The following is a 17,096-nucleotide window of genomic DNA, read 5'->3' on the forward strand; positions in this document are numbered from 1 at the left end:
TATTTCAAAGGAGTAAAGCTTCATAAAACTTTTAGGAGGGAACATTATGCTGCATGCATCGCCGTCCTCTTTTGTGATCCTGCCGGCCCTGGCGAAGATCGTCTGCGAACCGGGCTGGAAATGGCAAAAAAGGGAGAAGCCGCTGCAAAACTATGATTTGTTCTATGTCTGGAGCGGGGAAGGCACCGTTGTGCGCAGAGGGGTGCCTTATCAGGTGGGCAAGGGAAGCTGCTTCCTGTTCCGTCCGGGGGATCATACGAGCGCGACCCATAATCCGCAAAAGCCGCTTGTGCTTACATATATTCATTTTGATGTCGCCGAGGACGTGACAGAGATTCCCGAGCCGTACCGCGAGCTGTCGGAAACGGTGGAGTTCGAGCACTTGCTGGCCCGGTATGTCCGCCTGTTCCTGGTGAAGACCTTTGCGGCGGAGGAGGAGGGCCAGCTCATTCTGAAGCAGCTGATGATTCATTTGCTTCGTGAAGATCTGGTAATGCCTGTGGAACGCCAAGTGAGCAACCAGCTGGCGGAGGTCATCCACGAGGTGGCCAACTATGTCAGCCAGCATCCCGGAGCGGTGCACCGGGTGGAGGATCTGGCTGCCCGCGCGGGGCTGTCGCCGCGTTATTTTTCGATCAAATTCAAGGAAATTACCGGCTCCTCCGTCCAATCCTATGTAATCCGCTCGCGGATTGAACGTGCCCAGCATCTGCTGCTGTACGCCGGAATGAATGTCACCGAGGTGGCGGATGCGCTGGGCTACCGCGATATTTTCTTCTTCAGCCGCCAATTCAAGCAGCACACCGGCAAAAGCCCGTCCGAAATCCGCTGACGCCACGGTTTGTTTCACTTTTTTCCAGCCGGGGTAATTACGTTGCAACCTGGTTACATACTGATGTGCTCAGCAGCTTGGAAGGGGAGAACGAACAGAATGATGATTAGACGCCGCATATGCAATACCGAATGCAAGGGCGGGGGGAGCGGGATTTTCCGCAACCGCTGGAAACGATTGAAGCGCAGCAGCGCGTTGACCGCCGACCATTGGTTCTGACCATTGATCCGAGAGTGATAGACCAGATAAACGAGGGAGAACCGGGGCCGGAGGGCTTCCGGTTTTTTGAAAATATAAGACCTTCCATACCGCTGCGCGGCACCACTGGGGAATGAAATATCGCTGCGGCCGCGTGATTACAGGGCAGAATTTATATGCTTGCACACTAAATGCTCCTTCTGTTTCTCGCTGAAACACGCCGTCCCTTATAAGGACGGCGTAGCCGTTTCTGCTTGTCGTTTAGGAAATTATGCTTCTCGTCAATTGTGGATAAGGTAGGCTATGAAGTTAGGGATAAATTATAATGCGTCTTAAGCGTGCGTGCCTTTAAAGACCGGTTTCAACCAGTAATCTTATTCCAATCAGGAAACCGGGCTTTAACAGCGGCCGGAAGAACCCTCTGAACCCGCAGCGGACTTCGTTCACATCGTCAACCGCAAAAGCTGATGGAACGCAAGAAGGTTCATAGGGAAGCGGAAGCGAAGTGTAAAAAGTAACACTAATGGGCTGGAATTCTGGCTTCAACGGGCTTTAGTGGGATTTTGTACACTTCATAGAGGCCCGTTCATCCCATCCGGCTGATTTCAGCCGGATTAGTTGTACTTTTTCCCACTAAGGATGATCCAGGATCCGAATGCGGTGGATTAGTTATCCTTTTTACCGCTAAAATGGCTGCCCTTTTGGATAAATGTTTCAAGTACATCTTAATGTAGGCGTATTCCTCTGCAAGGGGGGGGAACGGATCGATTAGGGTTCCTTTTTCCACTAAAGCTTGCGAAAAAGCGGCTGAGGGGAGTATGAAGTGACCTTTTGCCACTTGGCTTCCCGCCTGACATCAGTAGGCCAGCCCTACATCTGAAATCCCAGCAGCGATGCCGGCCAGTCAAGGACGGCATCGCTGTTTTGTTCCGCCACTTATAAAAAATCAACTCTGTGCCTGAACTGTAAAATTTGGAGTATGTTATATAGCCAGACTGTAGCTGCAGTGTATTCTTACGCCTGCGCCGGGGTATAAGGATAGAAAGAGTGTTCGTCTTGAACAACCTGTCCGGCAAGCCTATGCTAATGTAAAGGATAGGTCAGCTTGCACCTATATAAGCGGAATACAGAAGACATTGCGAAATTATAGGCCGGAGGAGTGAGAGTATGTACGAAATCGTATTGATACGCCATGGAGAGAGCGAGTACAACCGACTGAATCTGTTCACAGGCTGGAGTGACCCCGATCTGACGGGGAAGGGGGTGGAGGAGGCCAAAGCGGCGGGCAGGCTGCTGAAGGAGGCAGGCTATACCTTCGATCTGGCTTTTGCTTCCGTGCTGAAGCGTTCGATCAAGACTCTGAATTATGTGCTGGATGAGATGGACCTGCTGTGGATTCCCGTGCAGAAGTCCTGGAAGCTGAACGAGCGCCATTACGGGGCGCTGCAGGGGTTGAGCAAAAGCGAGACCGCAGTCAAATACGGCGAAGAGCAGCTCCATATCTGGCGGCGCAGCCTGTCGGTCCGTCCTCCGATGCTGGAGCCGGATGATCCGCGCTATGCCCGGAACGACATCCGCTACAAGGAGGTCCGTCCCGGTGATATTCCGCGCGGCGAGAGCCTGGAGGATACGGTGCGCCGTGTCGGTGATTTCTGGGGCAAGCGCATCGTGCCGCTGATCCGCAAGAAGGAGCGGGTGCTGATCTCGGCGCATGGCAACACGCTGCGGGCGCTGATCAAATTCATGGAGGACATCGACGAGAAAGCGCTGCTGGATCTGAACATTCCGACCGGAGTCCCTCTGGTCTACAAGCTGGATGATGATGTGAAGCCGATCAGCCGGTTCTATCTCGGCGTGCCGGAAGAGGTTCAGGAGAAGGCCCGTGAGGTGGCGAATCAGAGCAAGGTCACGGAGTAGCCGCCTGATTTATCTGCAAAATCAAAAAGGCAGCAGCTTTCCGGTTTCTGGAAAGCTGCTGCCTTTATTTTGTTCTTCACTATAATGGACGACGCAGCGTGCCCAGCAGCTCGCCCATCTTCACCTTGGTCCCGCAGGCAATTCCCGGACGCGGAGTGAAGCTGCCGTTCTCCAGAAGCAGCACCACCGTGGAGCCGAATTCGAAATAGGCGAGATCATCGCCGATCTGCCAGGCCTCCGCCTGATCATCCGCATAGCGGATGCTGCTGACGTTCATCGCGCCCACCTTCACTACTGCGGCTTCTCCGTTTGCTCCGGCGATATAAGTAATGAGCCGTTCATTGCGGCTCAGCACGCCCTTCATATGTCTCATGCCGAACTCATTGACAGGGTAGGCCCGGCCGCGGATATGCTCACTCTCTACCTTGCGCCCGGTAAGGGGGGCGTGAATCCGGTGATAATCCGTGGGACTTAAGTACAGCACGAAGAAAAAGCCCTTTTTGTACAGCTCCTGATGCGGAGAGTGGTTCAACAGCTCTTCCAGCCCATAATCCTGCCCTTTTACATTCATAATGGTTCCGGAATGAATCTCGCCCATGGCGGTAATCAGCGCATCCACCGGGCTGGCGACAGCATTCTCGCCGCCGGCGACGGGGCGCATGCCGGATTTCAGACGGCGGCTGAAAAATTCATTAAGCGTATGATATTCCCCGGAAGGCTTCTCTGCTTCAGAAGCGGGAATATGATAAATCCGAATAAATGCCGGGATTAAAAAACGGCTGAGTCTGCTATGGGAAAAAGCTCCCATTAACCGGGAAAGCCATCTGTGCGAGGACAGCTCGGTCATCAGCCGCAGCAATTGTTTTACCATGCCCATCTCCCTTCCATCATGCAGCAGCACGGTCCCGTAGCCGGGACCGTTTCCGCTCTGCATTATATTGACATAGAATAGGAGACAAATCAATAACTGTTACTGTGAGGGATGGTCAAGCAGGTATCTTGCATAAGCCATAGGCCTCCGGTAGCTTTCTTTCCAGGTTCCGTTCAGCCCGGCTTTGCGGAAGCCATAGCGCTGGTCGCGCCCGTTGCATTCGATGAAATAGATTTGGCCTGTTCCGGTAATGCCCATGTCCAGACCGATATCGGCAAGGCCGGGCAGGCTGCGCTCCAGCTCGCGGGCAAGGCCGAGGCTGCGGGCCAGGACGGACATGCGGATGCGCGCCGCCGCTTCGCCGGAGAATACCTGCCCCAGGGCAAGCGAAGCGTCGAGTGCCTCTCCGCCCCGGGCGATATTGGAGACGAACCCGCCGGGGGCCGCCCGTTTGGCGAACAGTCCGGTGACCTGCCATTCTCCGCCCCAGCCGCGCTGCACGGTGACGCGCAGGTCAAAGGGACGGCCGCCAATTTCGGCCAGCGGGATGCGTTCCTGGACCAGGTACGGTGCGGACATCAGACGCGCCCGCAGCGCTCTGGGCAAGGCATTCTGATCAACAGCTGCGCTGACCCAGCGGCGGGAGCCGGCGGGCTGGTAGCTCCAGAGCCAGCGCCCGGAACCGCTCCGTGAGAGGCGCATTACGCCTTGGCCGATACTCCCGCGGCAGGGCTTGAGAATGAGGTCGGAATAGCTGTCCATCATGTCCTTCAGTCCGGAGAGCCCGGCTGAGGTCGCCGGCAGAAGCTCGCGCAGTCCGGCGTTCTGCTCCAGCAGGCCGTGAATCTGGTCTTTGCCGTAGCGGTTGCATGTATTGTATACCTGAATGCCGCTGCGCAGGAGCCGGTCGACTCCGCGGCTCCCCGGGTCGTAGATGGCCCGGTTGTGAATGACGTCCGGTGTCGGAATTACGGCTCCCCTGTAGCCTTGAGGCCCTTTCATATAGGCAAGGCTGTATCCGGAGTTCGTATCGATGTCGGACAGCTTCAGGAAGCAGGGGGTCAGTCCGTATGCGGCGGCGGCTTCCTCATAGCTCTTCAGCGACTCCTGTCCCGTTTTTAACCGGGGAACGCCCCGGTGCATAGCGGCATTTAGCAGTATTCCCACGAGCTTCTGCCCCATGTTTGTTCCTCCCGTTATCATCTATAGTCCCTGCTGTTCTCTTCCTGTGTCATTGTATGTGTGTGCTTGCCCTTTAGGGTGGACGAATGCGCGGTGGCAGATGCCCTTTTTTTTGAAAGATGCCGGGAATTCCCTTTCTCCTGACGCCTGAGGCAGATTTGTAAGGCTTGGCGTAATTGGGTGTCATCCGCCCAGTACGCTGCATATGATGCCTAGGTGAAACAATAGATGGAAGGAGGAGACTGCTTGTGAAGGGCTCCAAAAAAAATCAGCATCGCAGTTCCAAAAAACCGCTCTATGTTGTGGATAATCCGAATAAGAAAGAATTAAGCATGCTGAAAAGCATTCCCAAGGTACAGAAGGGCTCAAGCTTTGCCGGAAGTAAAGCGCCGTTAATGCCGCAAACAATACAAGCTTTGGATACCGGGAGTATTACTCTGAAGGTAAGCGGGGTGGATACACTTGATGCTCCGGATTCTGTATCTGCGGTACTAAATCAAGAAATTCCCGGGGATCAGGCGGCGGCAGAGAGGGATTTGATTGCTGCAGAGCCTTTGCCAATGCTCCCGGAGGCGCCGCCTGTTCTGGAAAAAGAACGCCTGCAGCCCGTGTATACCGACGATCTGAGCGACGCAGCCGTGACCGGGAGCAAAATCGCTCCACGGGCTATAGACGGGTCCAAGCTGAAGTCCGGCATCATCGGAACGCCTTGGCTGCAGGATTACGCTGTACAGAGCATTAATATCGCGGACAAGGCAGTAACGTCCTCCAAACTGGCCCCGGAATCCGTTTCGGGTAGGCATTTGGCAGAAGGAAGCATCAGCGGCGGCAAGCTGCTGGACCATTCGATCGGCGGCGAAAAGCTTAAGAACGGCAGCATCGGCCCGGAACAGCTGGCTGACCGGATCATCGGCGGAGATCAAATTGCCGATCAGGCGATTGCCAGCCGCCATCTTAGCGACTGCATCATTACGTCGGAGCTGCTCGAAGATGGGGCAGTGACCGGCGAGAAAATTCTGAGCAGCAGCATTGTCAGCCGCCATTTGGCGAACGGGAGCATTGACCGCTCCAGGCTGGCTGACGAAGCGGTATCGGGGGATAAAATTGCCGACGGTGAAATTGCCAGCCGCCACTTGGCGGACCGCAGCATTTCTTTTGTGAAGCTGGCGGAAGGCAGCATGGAAGCCGCGAAGCCGGCTGCACCGGCAGTTCAAGCCGGGCATCTGGCCGCAGGAGTCGTTGGCCCCGGCTCGATCAGCGACATGGCAGTGCAGGGCAGGCATCTGGCCCCGGGAAGCGTCGGCGGAGCGCATATTCGGCCAATGTCCATCGGCAATGGACATATTATCCCAAGCTCTGTCTCATCCATCCAGATTCAGGATGGCAGCATCAGCGGTGCCAAGCTGACTGAAGGGGCTGTTGCTTCCCGTCATCTTGCGCCCGGAAGTGTGGCAGGCAGCCACTTGGCGGAGGCCTCGGTGGAAGGACGGCATATCGGGCAAGGCGGCATCACCCTGGTACATCTGGCCGAGGGGGTCCGCAGCAGCCAAATTCTTCCGGACGGCAGCAATGGCGGAGAGAAGCTGGCCCCGGATGCTGTACGGTCCGTTCATTTGACTGCCGGAAGTGTGCGCGCGGGGCATCTGGCACAGGAAGCAGTGGAGGGCCGGCACATCCGTACAGGCGAGATCACATTGGCGCACCTGGCGGAAGAAGTGCACAGTGCAGACATTCTTCCGGACGGCAGCATCGGAGGCAGCAAGCTGGCGCCGGGCGCAGTCCATTCGGAGCATCTGCAGCAGCGGAGCATACAAGGCGGGCATCTTGCGGATGGAACGCTGGAGGAGCGGCATATGAGCCCCGGCATCGTTAAGCCGGAGCATCTGGCCCAGGAAACGAGAAGTGCAGAAATGCTGCCCGATGGCAGCATTACCGCAGAGAAGCTCGCGGCTAAGAGCATCGGGACCGCACAGATCGCTGAAGGTGCAGTTGGGAATTCGGAGCTGCAGGACGAAGCGGTGGATGCCGCCAAAATTACTTCGTTCGCCATCCAAGCCCGCCATCTGGAAGAAGACAGTGTGCAGGGCTGCCATATCGCTGCCGGTGCGGTAACCGGAGACCATCTGGCTCCCGGCTCGGTACATGCGGAGCACCTGTCGTTCAGTCCGGTACAGAGCGCCGGCAGCCGGGAGGTTCTGCAGCAGTTCGGCATGACGGCCTTCATGTTCAACGGAGATGCGGAGAGCGTGGAGGTTACAGTGGCTTTTGATGAAAGCTTCGGCCATACCGGCTATGTGCTTGTTGCCATGACGAACCAGCCGTTCTTTCATGCCTCACTGAAGAGCAGGGCGGGCGGAGAAGCAATTATTGAGGTGGTGAGGCTGCGCGAAACCCCGCATTTCTACGGAGTGTTATCCTGGATTGCCCTCGGCTCCCCTCTCGTGAAGCCGGCTGCGGATCATCAGGTATTCGATTGAACGCTGACCGGGAAACTTTGTTGAAGGCAATAATGAATGAGGAAGTCTTAGCAAAATAAGTTCGGATTCACTAATAGATATTAAAAACAGGTAAACCCGGGCGCGGCCAATGGCTGCGCTCTTTGCGTTGCCGAGCACCGGGGGCTGTTTCTTTCAGGGAAGGGTGAGGCCGGGTTTTTGCCTGCTATCCCCGACGCCGGGCGGCTGCATAGCCGTCAAACGCCGACCTTGCCGGATTCCGGCAGCAAGAGCAAGCGGGCATGTGTCCAAATTTCTGCGTGCAGGGAGACATTTGCCGTTACCCGGGACGGCGGATTACATAGACTGTGATGTAACCCTCAGCCCGGAGACCATGCCCTGCAAGGAAGGTGGATGAGCTTGAAGCATACACGTACATCTGCCCGCCGCACGGGGCGGCGGGCTTCGCAACCCACGCGGCGGATTCCCCGGACGGTGCGTCCTGAAGCGCCGGGCCCGGCGGCCAATCACCCCGAGCCTTATGTATCGGTGATCATTCCGGCTATGAATGAAGCGGCAACGATTGCCAGGGTGATTGCCGGAGCGAGAGGAGTTCATCCCCGCTGTGAGGTTATTGTTGTTGTTAACGGCTCTGCCGACAATACGGCAGACATTGCGTTGTCGCTGGGGGCACATGTCATCCTCTTCGAGCAGCCGCTCGGGCATGATGTGGGCCGCTGCATCGGTGCAGAGGCGGCCAAGGGAGAAGTCCTGCTCTTCACCGACGGGGATCTTGTGATTTCCGCTTCACAGCTGCGTCCCTTTGTGGCCGCAGTCAGTCATGGCACAGATGTTGCTCTAAATGATTATTCCGGTCCGGTCCGCAGCAAGCTTCCGCATCCGGTGGTGCTCTCCAAGCATGCGCTTAACATTATGCTTGGCCGCCCTGACCTGAAGGGATGTTCGCTGACGGCGGTGCCCCATGCGCTCAGCCGCAAAGCGCTTGCCGCTCTGGGAAGCGGCCTGTTGTCAAGGCCGCCTCTGGCGCATGCGCAGGCTGTTCTTGACGGCCTGCTTGTGAAGGCAGTGCACAGGGTGCCTGTCGGCAGGCTGAACGCCGTCCGTCCCAGGCAGGCTGGAGCCGATCCCTTGCGTGAGGCCATCCTCAGGGATCATCTCGACGCGGCAGGCCTGGTGCTCCAGCGCAGAGGTGAGAGGGCGGGCTTCATTGACGGTAACCGGCGAAGGGAGATGGTAAGATGACAGCAGCCATGTCAAATCCTTCATCCGGCTTACTGCAAAAGGCATATGTATCCTCGGCTGCTCCCGCCCGGCAGTTCGGAGCAAAGGTGCTGAAGGCTTCCGCTGCCCTCCGAGCTGAAGCTGGCTCGCTGGGCCGGCACAGCTCCGCTGCCGCCGTGGCCCTGACGGCGGGAACCCCGCCTGCCCGCCGGACCGGGGCAGGCAGCTCCGCTGTCCGGCGCAAGGCGGCAAAGCCCGCCGCCGCCGCAGCAGTCCGCCGGAGCACTCGCGGCAGACCCGCCGCTGTCCGGCAGGCCGGGGGCAGGTCCGGTTCCCGCCGGATGCCGGCGGGAGCTTCTGCCGCTTACCGCCGGTCCGGGCCGCAGCTGCCCGGTCTGCGCGGCTCGCTGTCGGTAATTATCTCGGCGCGCAATGAGGAGCGCACTCTGCCGGCTCTGCTGAAGCAGGTGCAGCGCCTGAAGCCGGCCGAAATTATCGTTGTGCTGAACGGCTGCACCGACAACAGCTATAAGCGATCCCGGCTATGCAAGCGGGCGACAGTGGTGCATTGCCCGGATTCTGCCGGGCATGATGTGGGCCGGGCAATCGGGGCCAAGCTCAGCCGGGGTGACATCCTGCTGTTCCTGGATGGAGATATGGTCATCTCCGCTCCGCAGCTGGCAATGTTTGCAGCGGCTGTGGACAGCGGAGTGGATGTGGCGCTGAATGATCTGGATGCGCTGCTGCCCCCTTTCGGCTTAAGCGATGATGTCACCCGCTGCAAGATGTACCTCAATGCCGTTCTGGACCGGAGCGATCTTGGCGTCAGCTCCATGACCGCAGTGCCCCATGCGCTGTCGCGGAAGGCCCTGGAGCGGATTGGCTGCCGGACGCTGATGGTTCCTCCCAAAGCGCAGGCCCTTTTGATCCTGGAGCAGCTCCGGGTGGAAAAGGCGGGCACGGTAAATGTCATTAAGCATAACCGTCTCCGGCAGGGAAATACGGGAGCCGGCAATGCCATGGAGCAGCTGATTGCCGGTGATCATGCAGAGGCCCTGCAACGGATACTTGCCCATCGTGACGCGAGCGGGGTGCTCTCCGGCGAGAACCTGCAGGAGCAGCGCAGGCAAATGGCAGCCTGGAGGAACCGGATATGACGATAACCAGTATTATTATCCCAACCTATAATAGGGTCGGCCTGCTGCGTGCCTGTGTTGAATCTATCAGGGCGCACACCGGGTCCCCCTATGAAATTATTGTGATCGACAACGCTTCAACGGATGGAACAGACGATTACTGCCGCGCGAACAGGCTGACCTTTATTTCACTTCCCGAGAACCGGGGATTCCCGGTGGCCTGTAATCTGGGGCTGCAGCTGGCTTCCGGCGATGAATTGCTGCTGCTGAACAATGACGTTGCCGTATCGCGGGGCTGGCTGGAGAGCCTGAAGAACGCCTTGTACAGTGCGCCCGACATCGGCATCGTGGGACCTGTAACGAACTATGCCAGCGGCCGGCAGCAGGTAAGCACAGCGTATTCGGATATGCCGGGCTTCCACGCCGAAGCCGAGACGCTGAGCCTTCAGGGCTCCCGCGGGTGGATTGAAACCAGGAGGCTGATCGGCCTGTGCTTTTTATTCAAAAGAGAGCTGATGGATGCCATCGGCCTCCTGGATGAGCGGTTCTCGCCCGGGCACTATGAAGACGATGATTATTGCTACCGCGCACGGCTGCAGGGCTACCGTCTGCTTATTGCCGGGAATTGCCTGGTGCATCATGAAGGAAGCGCGAGCTTCAAGGAGGTATACTCCTCCGGGCTTCAGGAGCTGGTGGAACGGAATCGCAGGATGTTCATAGATAAGTGGCATGCGGATCCGGCACAGTTCATCTGAAAGGACGGCCCAAAGGCTAAAGACACAGATAAAAAGGAGGAAAGTAAGTGAAAGGAGTCATACTGGCGGGCGGAACAGGATCAAGGCTGTATCCGCTGACCCGGCTTATGAACAAACATTTGCTTCCGGTCGGCAAATATCCTATGGTGTGTTACGGTATAGACCGCTTGCGCCGGGGGGGTATAACCGATATTCTCCTGGTCATCAGCAAGCAGTCTGCGGGGCAGTATACGGATTTTTTGGGCAGCGGCGCAGAGTTTGGAGTCTCTCTTACTTACAAAATTCAGGAGGCCGCCGGAGGCATTGCGGAAGCGCTGGAGCTGGCGAAAGGATTCATTCTCCCCGGTGAACGTTTTGTTGTGCTGCTTGGTGACAATCTTTTTATGGATGATCTGACGCCTTATGTGGAGAGGTATCTGCAGCAGCCGCAGGGAACTGCCAAGGTTTTGCTGAAACCAGTGGATGATGCGCGGAGATACGGTGTTCCAGTGTTTGACAGTCTGGATCCCGCCTGGATTTCCTATATCGAAGAAAAGCCGGAGCATCCGAAGACCAAATTTTGCGTAACCGGAATTTATATGTACGACGAGGCTGTATTTGATATTATCCGGCGCGTGACCCCTTCTAAAAGGGGAGAGCTTGAGATTACCGACGTGAATAATATCTATGCGGCAGACCGCAGACTCAGCTACGATGTACTCAAGGAATGGTGGAGTGACGCCGGAACGTTCCAGTCTCTGTACGAAGCCGGGGAAAAGCTGAAGAACACGTTGCCGTGAGGCGCGTGTTTTTTTGGAAATATAAGAATTGATATGTTTCACGCAATCAATTATCCTTCTATTTTTGGAGAAACGGATACCGCCTCTTTCAGAGGACGGCGAAGCCGTTTCTTCTTATGCGGCGACTCCCGGCTGTGCGGAGCATAAATAACGGCAAATGTGCCGTTATTTTGGGCGATCCGGGCTGGAAATGTACAAATAACGGCAAATCTGCTGTTATTCCCGCCTTTGAGGGTCTTGACCCCTTTAATAACGGCAAATGTGCCGTTAGCTCAGCCAGGGTTAAGGGCCGCAAATCCAAGCGGATGCTTGTAAGCTTCAATAGAATACCTCAAATCCGGGTAATAATTCTTCTTTTTCAGATTTCTCTGTCGGGTCCGGCTGAATTGACGGAAGGTTCAGCGTGCATATAAATCCCGCATTTACTGCGGCAACACCTCTGCAACTTCCTGCAGAGCCCCGCACCGCAAGGGCTTCTGCCGCATATGCTGTAGCAGGGCGTTTGAGCAAAGGAGACATGAAGGTGCAGAGTAAAATAACGAAAGTCCTGCAGCACATGGCCCATACGCACGAACAGATGGCACGGATTCTCGACGCCGAACGCCACGTAGCCGTCCGTATGTCGCAGATAGTCCATGATCTGCCGGATGTAGAGCCTGACTTTGGCGGATTCAGCGGACTGGTGGAGAGCACAGGTCAGGTCAACAAAAATATTATTGCTTACTTGAACGCGCTTGCCGATCTGGAAGAGGCTATGGCCGAAGGGGTAGGCAGGGTCATCAAGGAATTAAACGGCGAGGAAGAAGAGTAGCGCTTAAAGAGCAGGAGGTGGAAGATGAGCAGAGAAAAGGCTTATCTGCAAATGCTGGAGTCAACCGCTACTATCCAGTGGAACATCGCGATGATTCTTGAGGCCAAAGCGGTGGAAGCGGAAAAAGTAAAGCAGTGGACACAGCATCATATCCACGCTAGAGCGTTCGACTCCCATGAAGAACAGCTTAAGGAATCCATCTCCATTCACGAGGTGATCGTGGAAATGGTAGAAGGGCTGACCAAGCTGGAAAACGGGTTATACAGCAATCTGAAAGCGGTGCTGGGCAGCGGTGATGATGGCGGCGAAGGGTTTGGCGGCATGTCCGGCGACGCCTTTGATTTCGGAGAAGACAGCAAATGAGCGGCGGGCTGCTCTCTGAACACGCCGTCAAGCTGGAGATGATCCGCTCCATTGCCCGCAGCCAGGCTGCGCTTGCGGCCATCCTGGAGAGTATCGCCGAGGTTACAGGGCAATCGGAGCTGACAGCCCGCAAATTGAGCGACAATATCCGGATTCTCAGCCAATACCAGAGCGCAATGTGCCGGATGATGTCCGGTATTTCGCTGCATCGGCCCAAACGGGGAATTCCTGCTGCGCCATGGCTAAGTACGGCATGCGCAGGCGGCACTGCAAGAAGTACATGGAGTACAGGAGGAGTAGAAAAATGAAAAAAAAGAAACTTGGAAAGGTGCGCTCGGGCGGCAGAAGCCGCAGACGCACACTGCTGCTGTCGCGTAAAGCCAGAATCCGCAAGGGGCTGGGGCGCAAATCGCGCAGGGGATTGATCCGCCGGAGCGGCAGGACCAAGAGAGAACTTTTGCTGCGGAGAAAAAGAAGACTCCGCCGCCGGCACCGGAGAGTGCCCGCTGTTCATCCGCCGGCGCAGGTAGTGGCGGCCGTCGAAGCACCTCCCGCGCCGCAGGTGGTACCGCTCCCCCCGGATCTTGGCGTCCCTCCGGAAACGCCGCCGGAAGACGCCTTTCAGCAGGGCTACACCGAAGCATACAACGTGGGATTCGACGCGGGTTTCGCCAAGGGCTTCGAGGACGGGCATAAGCTGGAGCTTGGCTGATCCGCCCTAAGACACCCGGGTGAGGCGTAATAGAGGCGGTTGAATATACGCCGCCTCTATAGAATCTGGAAACGTGCCGCACTATCGATTTTGCTCCCGGATATGGTAGACTTCATTACAGAATCTGTACCGGGTTCAAATGCTGATAAGGAGGCAGGAATGTACATGAGCGGGAGTGAGATCCGCAATGCGCGGAGAGACGAAATTGGGGAGATCATGGAGCTGATTGCCAAATGTGTGCAGGTCATGCAGGCTGGCGGAAGCGACCAATGGGACAGCAGCTACCCGAACAGGGACGTCATCGGGGAGGACATTGCCAAGGGCGCGTTATATGTCTGTGTGGATCAGGCTGCCATCGCCGGCATTATTGTGCTGGACGAGAACCAGGCAGAGCAGTACAAAGCCATTGACTGGACGGAGAAGCAGGGGCCGCAGCTGATCATGCACCGTCTGGCTGTTCATCCGGAGGTACAGGGCAAGGGCATAGCGCGCAAGCTGATTGCCTTTTCTGAGGAGCATGCCCGGAGAGGCGGGTACAGCAGCATCCGGCTGGATACTTATGCCAAGAACAGCAGGGCGCTGGCGCTGTATCCTTCGCTTGGGTACGAGTGCAGAGGCGAAGTGGATTTTCCGGGGCGGACAGCAAGATTTCCTGTGTTTGAGAAGATTCTGACTGCTGCCTGGGAATAAAGGACAAGCCCGGAGCCGGCTGCAGCAATAAGCGAAAGCTATTATCCTCATACATATTTGTTAGTTAATATGACATTATATCAGGGATAATTACTTTATATATTAAAAATCACTCACGGATAGGACGAGAAAGGGGATTGTGTTATTTTATCTTACTTGTATTGACAACAAACTTGTCTTTGGATTATGATGGGGTTATTCAGTAAGCAATTTAAGCAATTGAATAATCCTTTTTTTTCGTATATCCTTAATAATTGGTTTAAGGGTCTCTACCGGGAACCGTAAATTTCTGGCTACGAAAATATGCCTATGCATATTTTTGTGGCTTTTTTGTGTTAATAACAAATCCGGACTGCAGCAGACGAGGGGGACGATGGAAATGGCCAATATTCTGATCAAGAACGCCGAGATTATTACAATGAACAAGCAGGAAGAAATCATACACGGAGATATCCGCATTAAGGATAACCGGATTGCCGAGATCGGCAGCGGCCTTGTGCCGCAGGGGGATGAGCAGGTGATCGATGCCGCGAACCGCACCGTCATTCCGGGTTTTGTACAGACTCATATTCATCTCTGCCAGACGCTGTTCCGCGGCAAGGGCGATGACCTGGAGCTGATGGACTGGCTGCGCAAGCGGATCTGGCCGCTCGAAGCGGCGCATGATGAAGAATCGCTATATTATTCCGCCATGCTGGGGATTGGCGAGCTGATCTCCAGCGGCACGACGACGATTGTGGATATGGAGACGGTGAATCATACGGATTTTGCCTTTCAGGCGATTGCAGAGAGCGGCATCCGCGCGCTGTCGGGCAAGGTGATGATGGATCAGAAGAATGCGGATGCGCCTGCGGCGCTGCAGGAGGATACGGCAGCTTCGCTGCAGGAAAGCGTGGATTTGCTGGAAAAATGGAACGGGTACGGAGGCGGCCGGATTCAGTATGCATTCTCGCCGCGTTTTGTGATTTCCTGCACCGAGCCGCTGCTGCGGGAAGTACGCGACCTGTCGGAGCGCTACGGGGTTAAGGTGCACACCCATGCATCGGAGAATTTGGGCGAGATCGAAATCGTCCAGGCGATGACCGGCATGCGCAACATCGTCTATCTGGACCATCTGGGGCTGGCGAATGAACGCCTGATTCTGGCGCACTGCGTCTGGGTGGATAAGGAGGAGCGGCGCATTTTGCGTGACCGCGGAGTTCATGTCAGCCACTGCCCGGGCTCCAACCTGAAGCTGGCTTCGGGTATCGCCGACACGCCGGGCATGCTGCATGACCACATTCATCTCAGCCTCGGTGCAGACGGTGCGCCGTGCAACAACAATCTGGATATGTTCAATGAAATGCGTCTGGCCGCCATTATCCAGAAGCCGCACCATGGGCCGACCACGATGGATGCGAGAAGCGTATTCCGGATGGCAACGATAGGCGGTGCCAAGGCGGTAGGCATGGAGGATCAGATCGGCAGCATCGAGGTTGGCAAAAAAGCCGACCTGGCGATTTTGAATCTCTATAACTTCCACACCTTCCCCTCCTTCGATGTAGACCCGATCTCCCGCATTGTCTATTCCGCAACCCGGGCCGATGTGGAAACGACGATTATCGACGGTGAAATTCTTATGGATAAAGGGCTGCTGAAGACGGTTGACAAGGACACTGTGCTGCATGAAGCCAACCGCTCGATTAAAAGGCTGCTGGCGCACACCCCGCTTGGCCTGGCGGATTGACCGCAGGACCCGCTGCCCTATAATTTGCAGATGGAGATTTGCGTAACGCATGGATTCCGAATATAATCGGCAGCATTGGAGCATTGGAGCATTGGAGCATTGGAGCATTGGAGCATTGGAGCATTGGAGCATTGGAGCATTGGAGCATTGGAGCATTGGAGCATTGGAGCATTGGAGCATTGGAGCATTGGAGCATTGGAGCAATGTGGAATGAGGGAATATAAATGGACGGAAAAGCGTCCCGCAGAAGGAATAGTAGGAAAAAGTAAACTTATTTTAAGCGTATTCCCCTGAAAAGGGACTAAACGGATGGATTAGGTATCCATTTTCCCGCTAACGCTTGCGAAAAAGGGGATGGGGGGAGAGAGAAAGAGAAGAGACGTAAGCCTGCGGGGCTGCGTCTTTTTTTTGAAAGAATTTATATGTTTTGGGGTCCCCGCAAAGTACCTGAGTGATCATCGAAGCCAAGGCCCCGCTTTGTGGGGTTATTTTGAAATATAATTTATCCTGAATTTCGAAAGTGAATTGAACCAATCCAAGATTGGACAAGGGATAAACCCTCTTTTTGCTTCACCCATTGGGTGCAAGCTGTTTTTAGCAAGAAATACCTTAGTGTAGAGCTTATTAGATGATTTGTGGATACTTACTTTCGAAATTCAGGTTTATATATTTCACGCAATCAATTATCCTTCTATTTTTGGAGAAACGGATACCGCCTCTTTCAGAGGACGGCGAAGCCGGGTTCTTCTTAAAAGATAAGAATTTATATATTTTGGGGGAAACGAAGCTTATCCGTTATTTCACGGCTGCGCTGTAGCTGTATATGAAAGAATGGATCGGGATTTCGGCCAAGCAAACTGCGCGATTGCGTTGTCCGCAGCTGGCAGGACGAGGGAATCAAAGGCAAAAGTACCTTTGATTTCGCCCGAAGCCGGCTGGACGAGGGAATCAGAGGCAGAAGTACCTTTGATTTTGCCCGAAGCCGGCTGGACGAGGGAATCAGAGGCAGAAGTACCTCTGATTTCGCCCGAAGCCGGCTGGACGAGGGAATCAGAGGCAAAAGTACCCTTGATTTCGCCCGAAGCCGGCTGGACGAGGGAATCAGAGGCAAAAGTACCTTGGATTTCGCCCGAAGCCGGCTGGACGAGGGAATCAGCGCGAAATGATTCTTCTCCTCCCCACTGAAATGGCAGCATTCTTATTATAGGACGCCGATAGGCGTCTTTCTTAAATGATAAGAATGTATATGTTTCACGCTATACATTAGCCTTATCTTTCTCACTGAAACGGATACCGTCCTTATAAGGACGGCGCAGCCGTTTCCACTTGCAGCTTTATAGGAGCAGTTGCTCCCCTCTAAGTGCGCTCAAACTTGTGCTTCAGGATTCATTTGCTATACTAGAGAAATCTGATATTTTACAAAAAAAGAGAATTGGGTTTACAATCA

The 17,096-nt window shown here is 55.3% G+C and carries 18 protein-coding genes and 1 riboswitch; of the genes, 14 read left to right on the forward strand and 4 right to left on the reverse strand.

Annotation, left to right across the window (positions count from 1 at the left end; all coding sequences use genetic code 11):
• Positions 1-46: 46 nt before the first annotated feature.
• The gene (locus HYD27_RS06525) at positions 47-832 is read left to right on the forward strand and encodes a helix-turn-helix domain-containing protein (protein WP_219212768.1); all 786 of its coding nucleotides are present in this window, start codon (positions 47-49) and stop codon (positions 830-832) included.
• Between the two features lie 784 nt (positions 833-1,616).
• Here HYD27_RS06525 and HYD27_RS06530 read toward each other — a convergent pair.
• The gene (locus HYD27_RS06530; protein ID WP_219212769.1) at positions 1,617-1,868 is read right to left on the reverse strand and encodes a hypothetical protein; all 252 of its coding nucleotides are present in this window, start codon (positions 1,866-1,868) and stop codon (positions 1,617-1,619) included.
• A gap of 329 nt (positions 1,869-2,197) precedes the next feature.
• Between HYD27_RS06530 and gpmA the strand changes: the two genes are divergently transcribed.
• Entirely contained in the window at positions 2,198-2,947 is a 750-nt protein-coding gene (gene gpmA / locus HYD27_RS06535; RefSeq protein WP_219212771.1) for a 2,3-diphosphoglycerate-dependent phosphoglycerate mutase, read from the forward strand.
• 79 nt (positions 2,948-3,026) lie between these two features.
• On the opposite strand, the gene asd is transcribed toward gpmA, so the two are convergent.
• Together asd and HYD27_RS06545 are read right to left on the reverse strand one after the other, a co-directional pair.
• Positions 3,027-3,818 (reverse strand): archaetidylserine decarboxylase, encoded by a 792-nt coding sequence (asd, locus tag HYD27_RS06540; protein ID WP_219212773.1) that lies wholly within the window; start codon positions 3,816-3,818, stop codon positions 3,027-3,029.
• Between the two features lie 99 nt (positions 3,819-3,917).
• The gene (locus HYD27_RS06545) at positions 3,918-5,000 is read right to left on the reverse strand and encodes a YheC/YheD family endospore coat-associated protein (protein ID WP_219212775.1); all 1,083 of its coding nucleotides are present in this window, start codon (positions 4,998-5,000) and stop codon (positions 3,918-3,920) included.
• Between the two features lie 248 nt (positions 5,001-5,248).
• Here HYD27_RS06545 and HYD27_RS32630 point away from each other — a divergent pair, with 248 nt between their 5' ends.
• From HYD27_RS32630 to HYD27_RS06605, 12 genes are all read left to right on the forward strand, one after another.
• A complete protein-coding gene (locus HYD27_RS32630) occupies positions 5,249-7,477 on the forward strand; it encodes a WIAG-tail domain (RefSeq protein WP_219212777.1) in 2,229 nt (742 codons plus the stop codon).
• Between the two features lie 372 nt (positions 7,478-7,849).
• Entirely contained in the window at positions 7,850-8,698 is an 849-nt protein-coding gene (locus tag HYD27_RS06555) for a glycosyltransferase family 2 protein (RefSeq protein ID WP_219212779.1), read from the forward strand.
• Positions 8,695-9,834 carry a glycosyltransferase family 2 protein gene (locus tag HYD27_RS06560; protein ID WP_219212781.1) on the forward strand — a complete coding sequence of 380 codons (1,140 nt, stop codon included), beginning with the start codon at positions 8,695-8,697 and terminating at the stop codon, positions 9,832-9,834. The genes HYD27_RS06555 and HYD27_RS06560 overlap by 4 nt, the downstream gene beginning before the upstream one ends.
• Complete coding sequence (locus HYD27_RS06565; protein WP_219212783.1) at positions 9,831-10,568, forward strand: glycosyltransferase family 2 protein; 738 nt, start codon at positions 9,831-9,833, stop codon at positions 10,566-10,568. The genes HYD27_RS06560 and HYD27_RS06565 overlap by 4 nt, the downstream gene beginning before the upstream one ends.
• Positions 10,569-10,615: 47 nt before the next feature.
• Positions 10,616-11,347, forward strand: a complete 732-nt coding sequence (locus HYD27_RS06570; RefSeq protein ID WP_219212785.1) for a sugar phosphate nucleotidyltransferase — start codon at positions 10,616-10,618, stop codon at positions 11,345-11,347.
• 517 nt (positions 11,348-11,864) lie between these two features.
• Positions 11,865-12,158 carry a nucleoside-diphosphate sugar epimerase gene (locus HYD27_RS06575; protein WP_220101536.1) on the forward strand — a complete coding sequence of 98 codons (294 nt, stop codon included), beginning with the start codon at positions 11,865-11,867 and terminating at the stop codon, positions 12,156-12,158.
• A 24-nt stretch (positions 12,159-12,182) separates the two neighbouring features.
• Positions 12,183-12,521, forward strand: a complete 339-nt coding sequence (locus HYD27_RS06580; RefSeq protein WP_219212790.1) for an alpha-helical endospore appendage domain-containing protein — start codon at positions 12,183-12,185, stop codon at positions 12,519-12,521.
• Positions 12,518-12,829 (forward strand): hypothetical protein, encoded by a 312-nt coding sequence (locus tag HYD27_RS06585; RefSeq protein WP_219212792.1) that lies wholly within the window; start codon positions 12,518-12,520, stop codon positions 12,827-12,829. Before HYD27_RS06580 ends, HYD27_RS06585 begins: the two co-directional genes overlap by 4 nt.
• On the forward strand, positions 12,826-13,233 hold the full coding sequence (locus HYD27_RS31935) for a FliH/SctL family protein (RefSeq protein ID WP_228745010.1): 408 nt from the start codon (positions 12,826-12,828) through the stop codon (positions 13,231-13,233). Before HYD27_RS06585 ends, HYD27_RS31935 begins: the two co-directional genes overlap by 4 nt.
• 165 nt (positions 13,234-13,398) lie before the next feature.
• Positions 13,399-13,923 (forward strand): GNAT family N-acetyltransferase, encoded by a 525-nt coding sequence (locus HYD27_RS06595; RefSeq protein ID WP_228745011.1) that lies wholly within the window; start codon positions 13,399-13,401, stop codon positions 13,921-13,923.
• A 217-nt stretch (positions 13,924-14,140) separates the two neighbouring features.
• A riboswitch (purine riboswitch) is annotated at positions 14,141-14,239 on the forward strand.
• Positions 14,240-14,302: 63 nt separating this feature from the next.
• Positions 14,303-15,649 carry a 5'-deoxyadenosine deaminase gene (locus HYD27_RS06600; RefSeq protein ID WP_219212796.1) on the forward strand — a complete coding sequence of 449 codons (1,347 nt, stop codon included), beginning with the start codon at positions 14,303-14,305 and terminating at the stop codon, positions 15,647-15,649.
• A gap of 49 nt (positions 15,650-15,698) precedes the next feature.
• A complete protein-coding gene (locus HYD27_RS06605; protein WP_219212798.1) occupies positions 15,699-15,863 on the forward strand; it encodes a hypothetical protein in 165 nt (54 codons plus the stop codon).
• Between the two features lie 586 nt (positions 15,864-16,449).
• On the opposite strand, the gene HYD27_RS06610 is transcribed toward HYD27_RS06605, so the two are convergent.
• Positions 16,450-16,845: a hypothetical protein gene (locus tag HYD27_RS06610; RefSeq protein ID WP_219212799.1), complete on the reverse strand. Its 396-nt coding sequence runs from the start codon at positions 16,843-16,845 to the stop codon at positions 16,450-16,452.
• Positions 16,846-17,096: the final 251 nt, after the last annotated feature.

The organism is Paenibacillus sp. S150 (assembly GCF_019352175.1).
In the GTDB taxonomy this organism is placed as follows: domain Bacteria; phylum Bacillota; class Bacilli; order Paenibacillales; family Paenibacillaceae; genus Paenibacillus_AQ.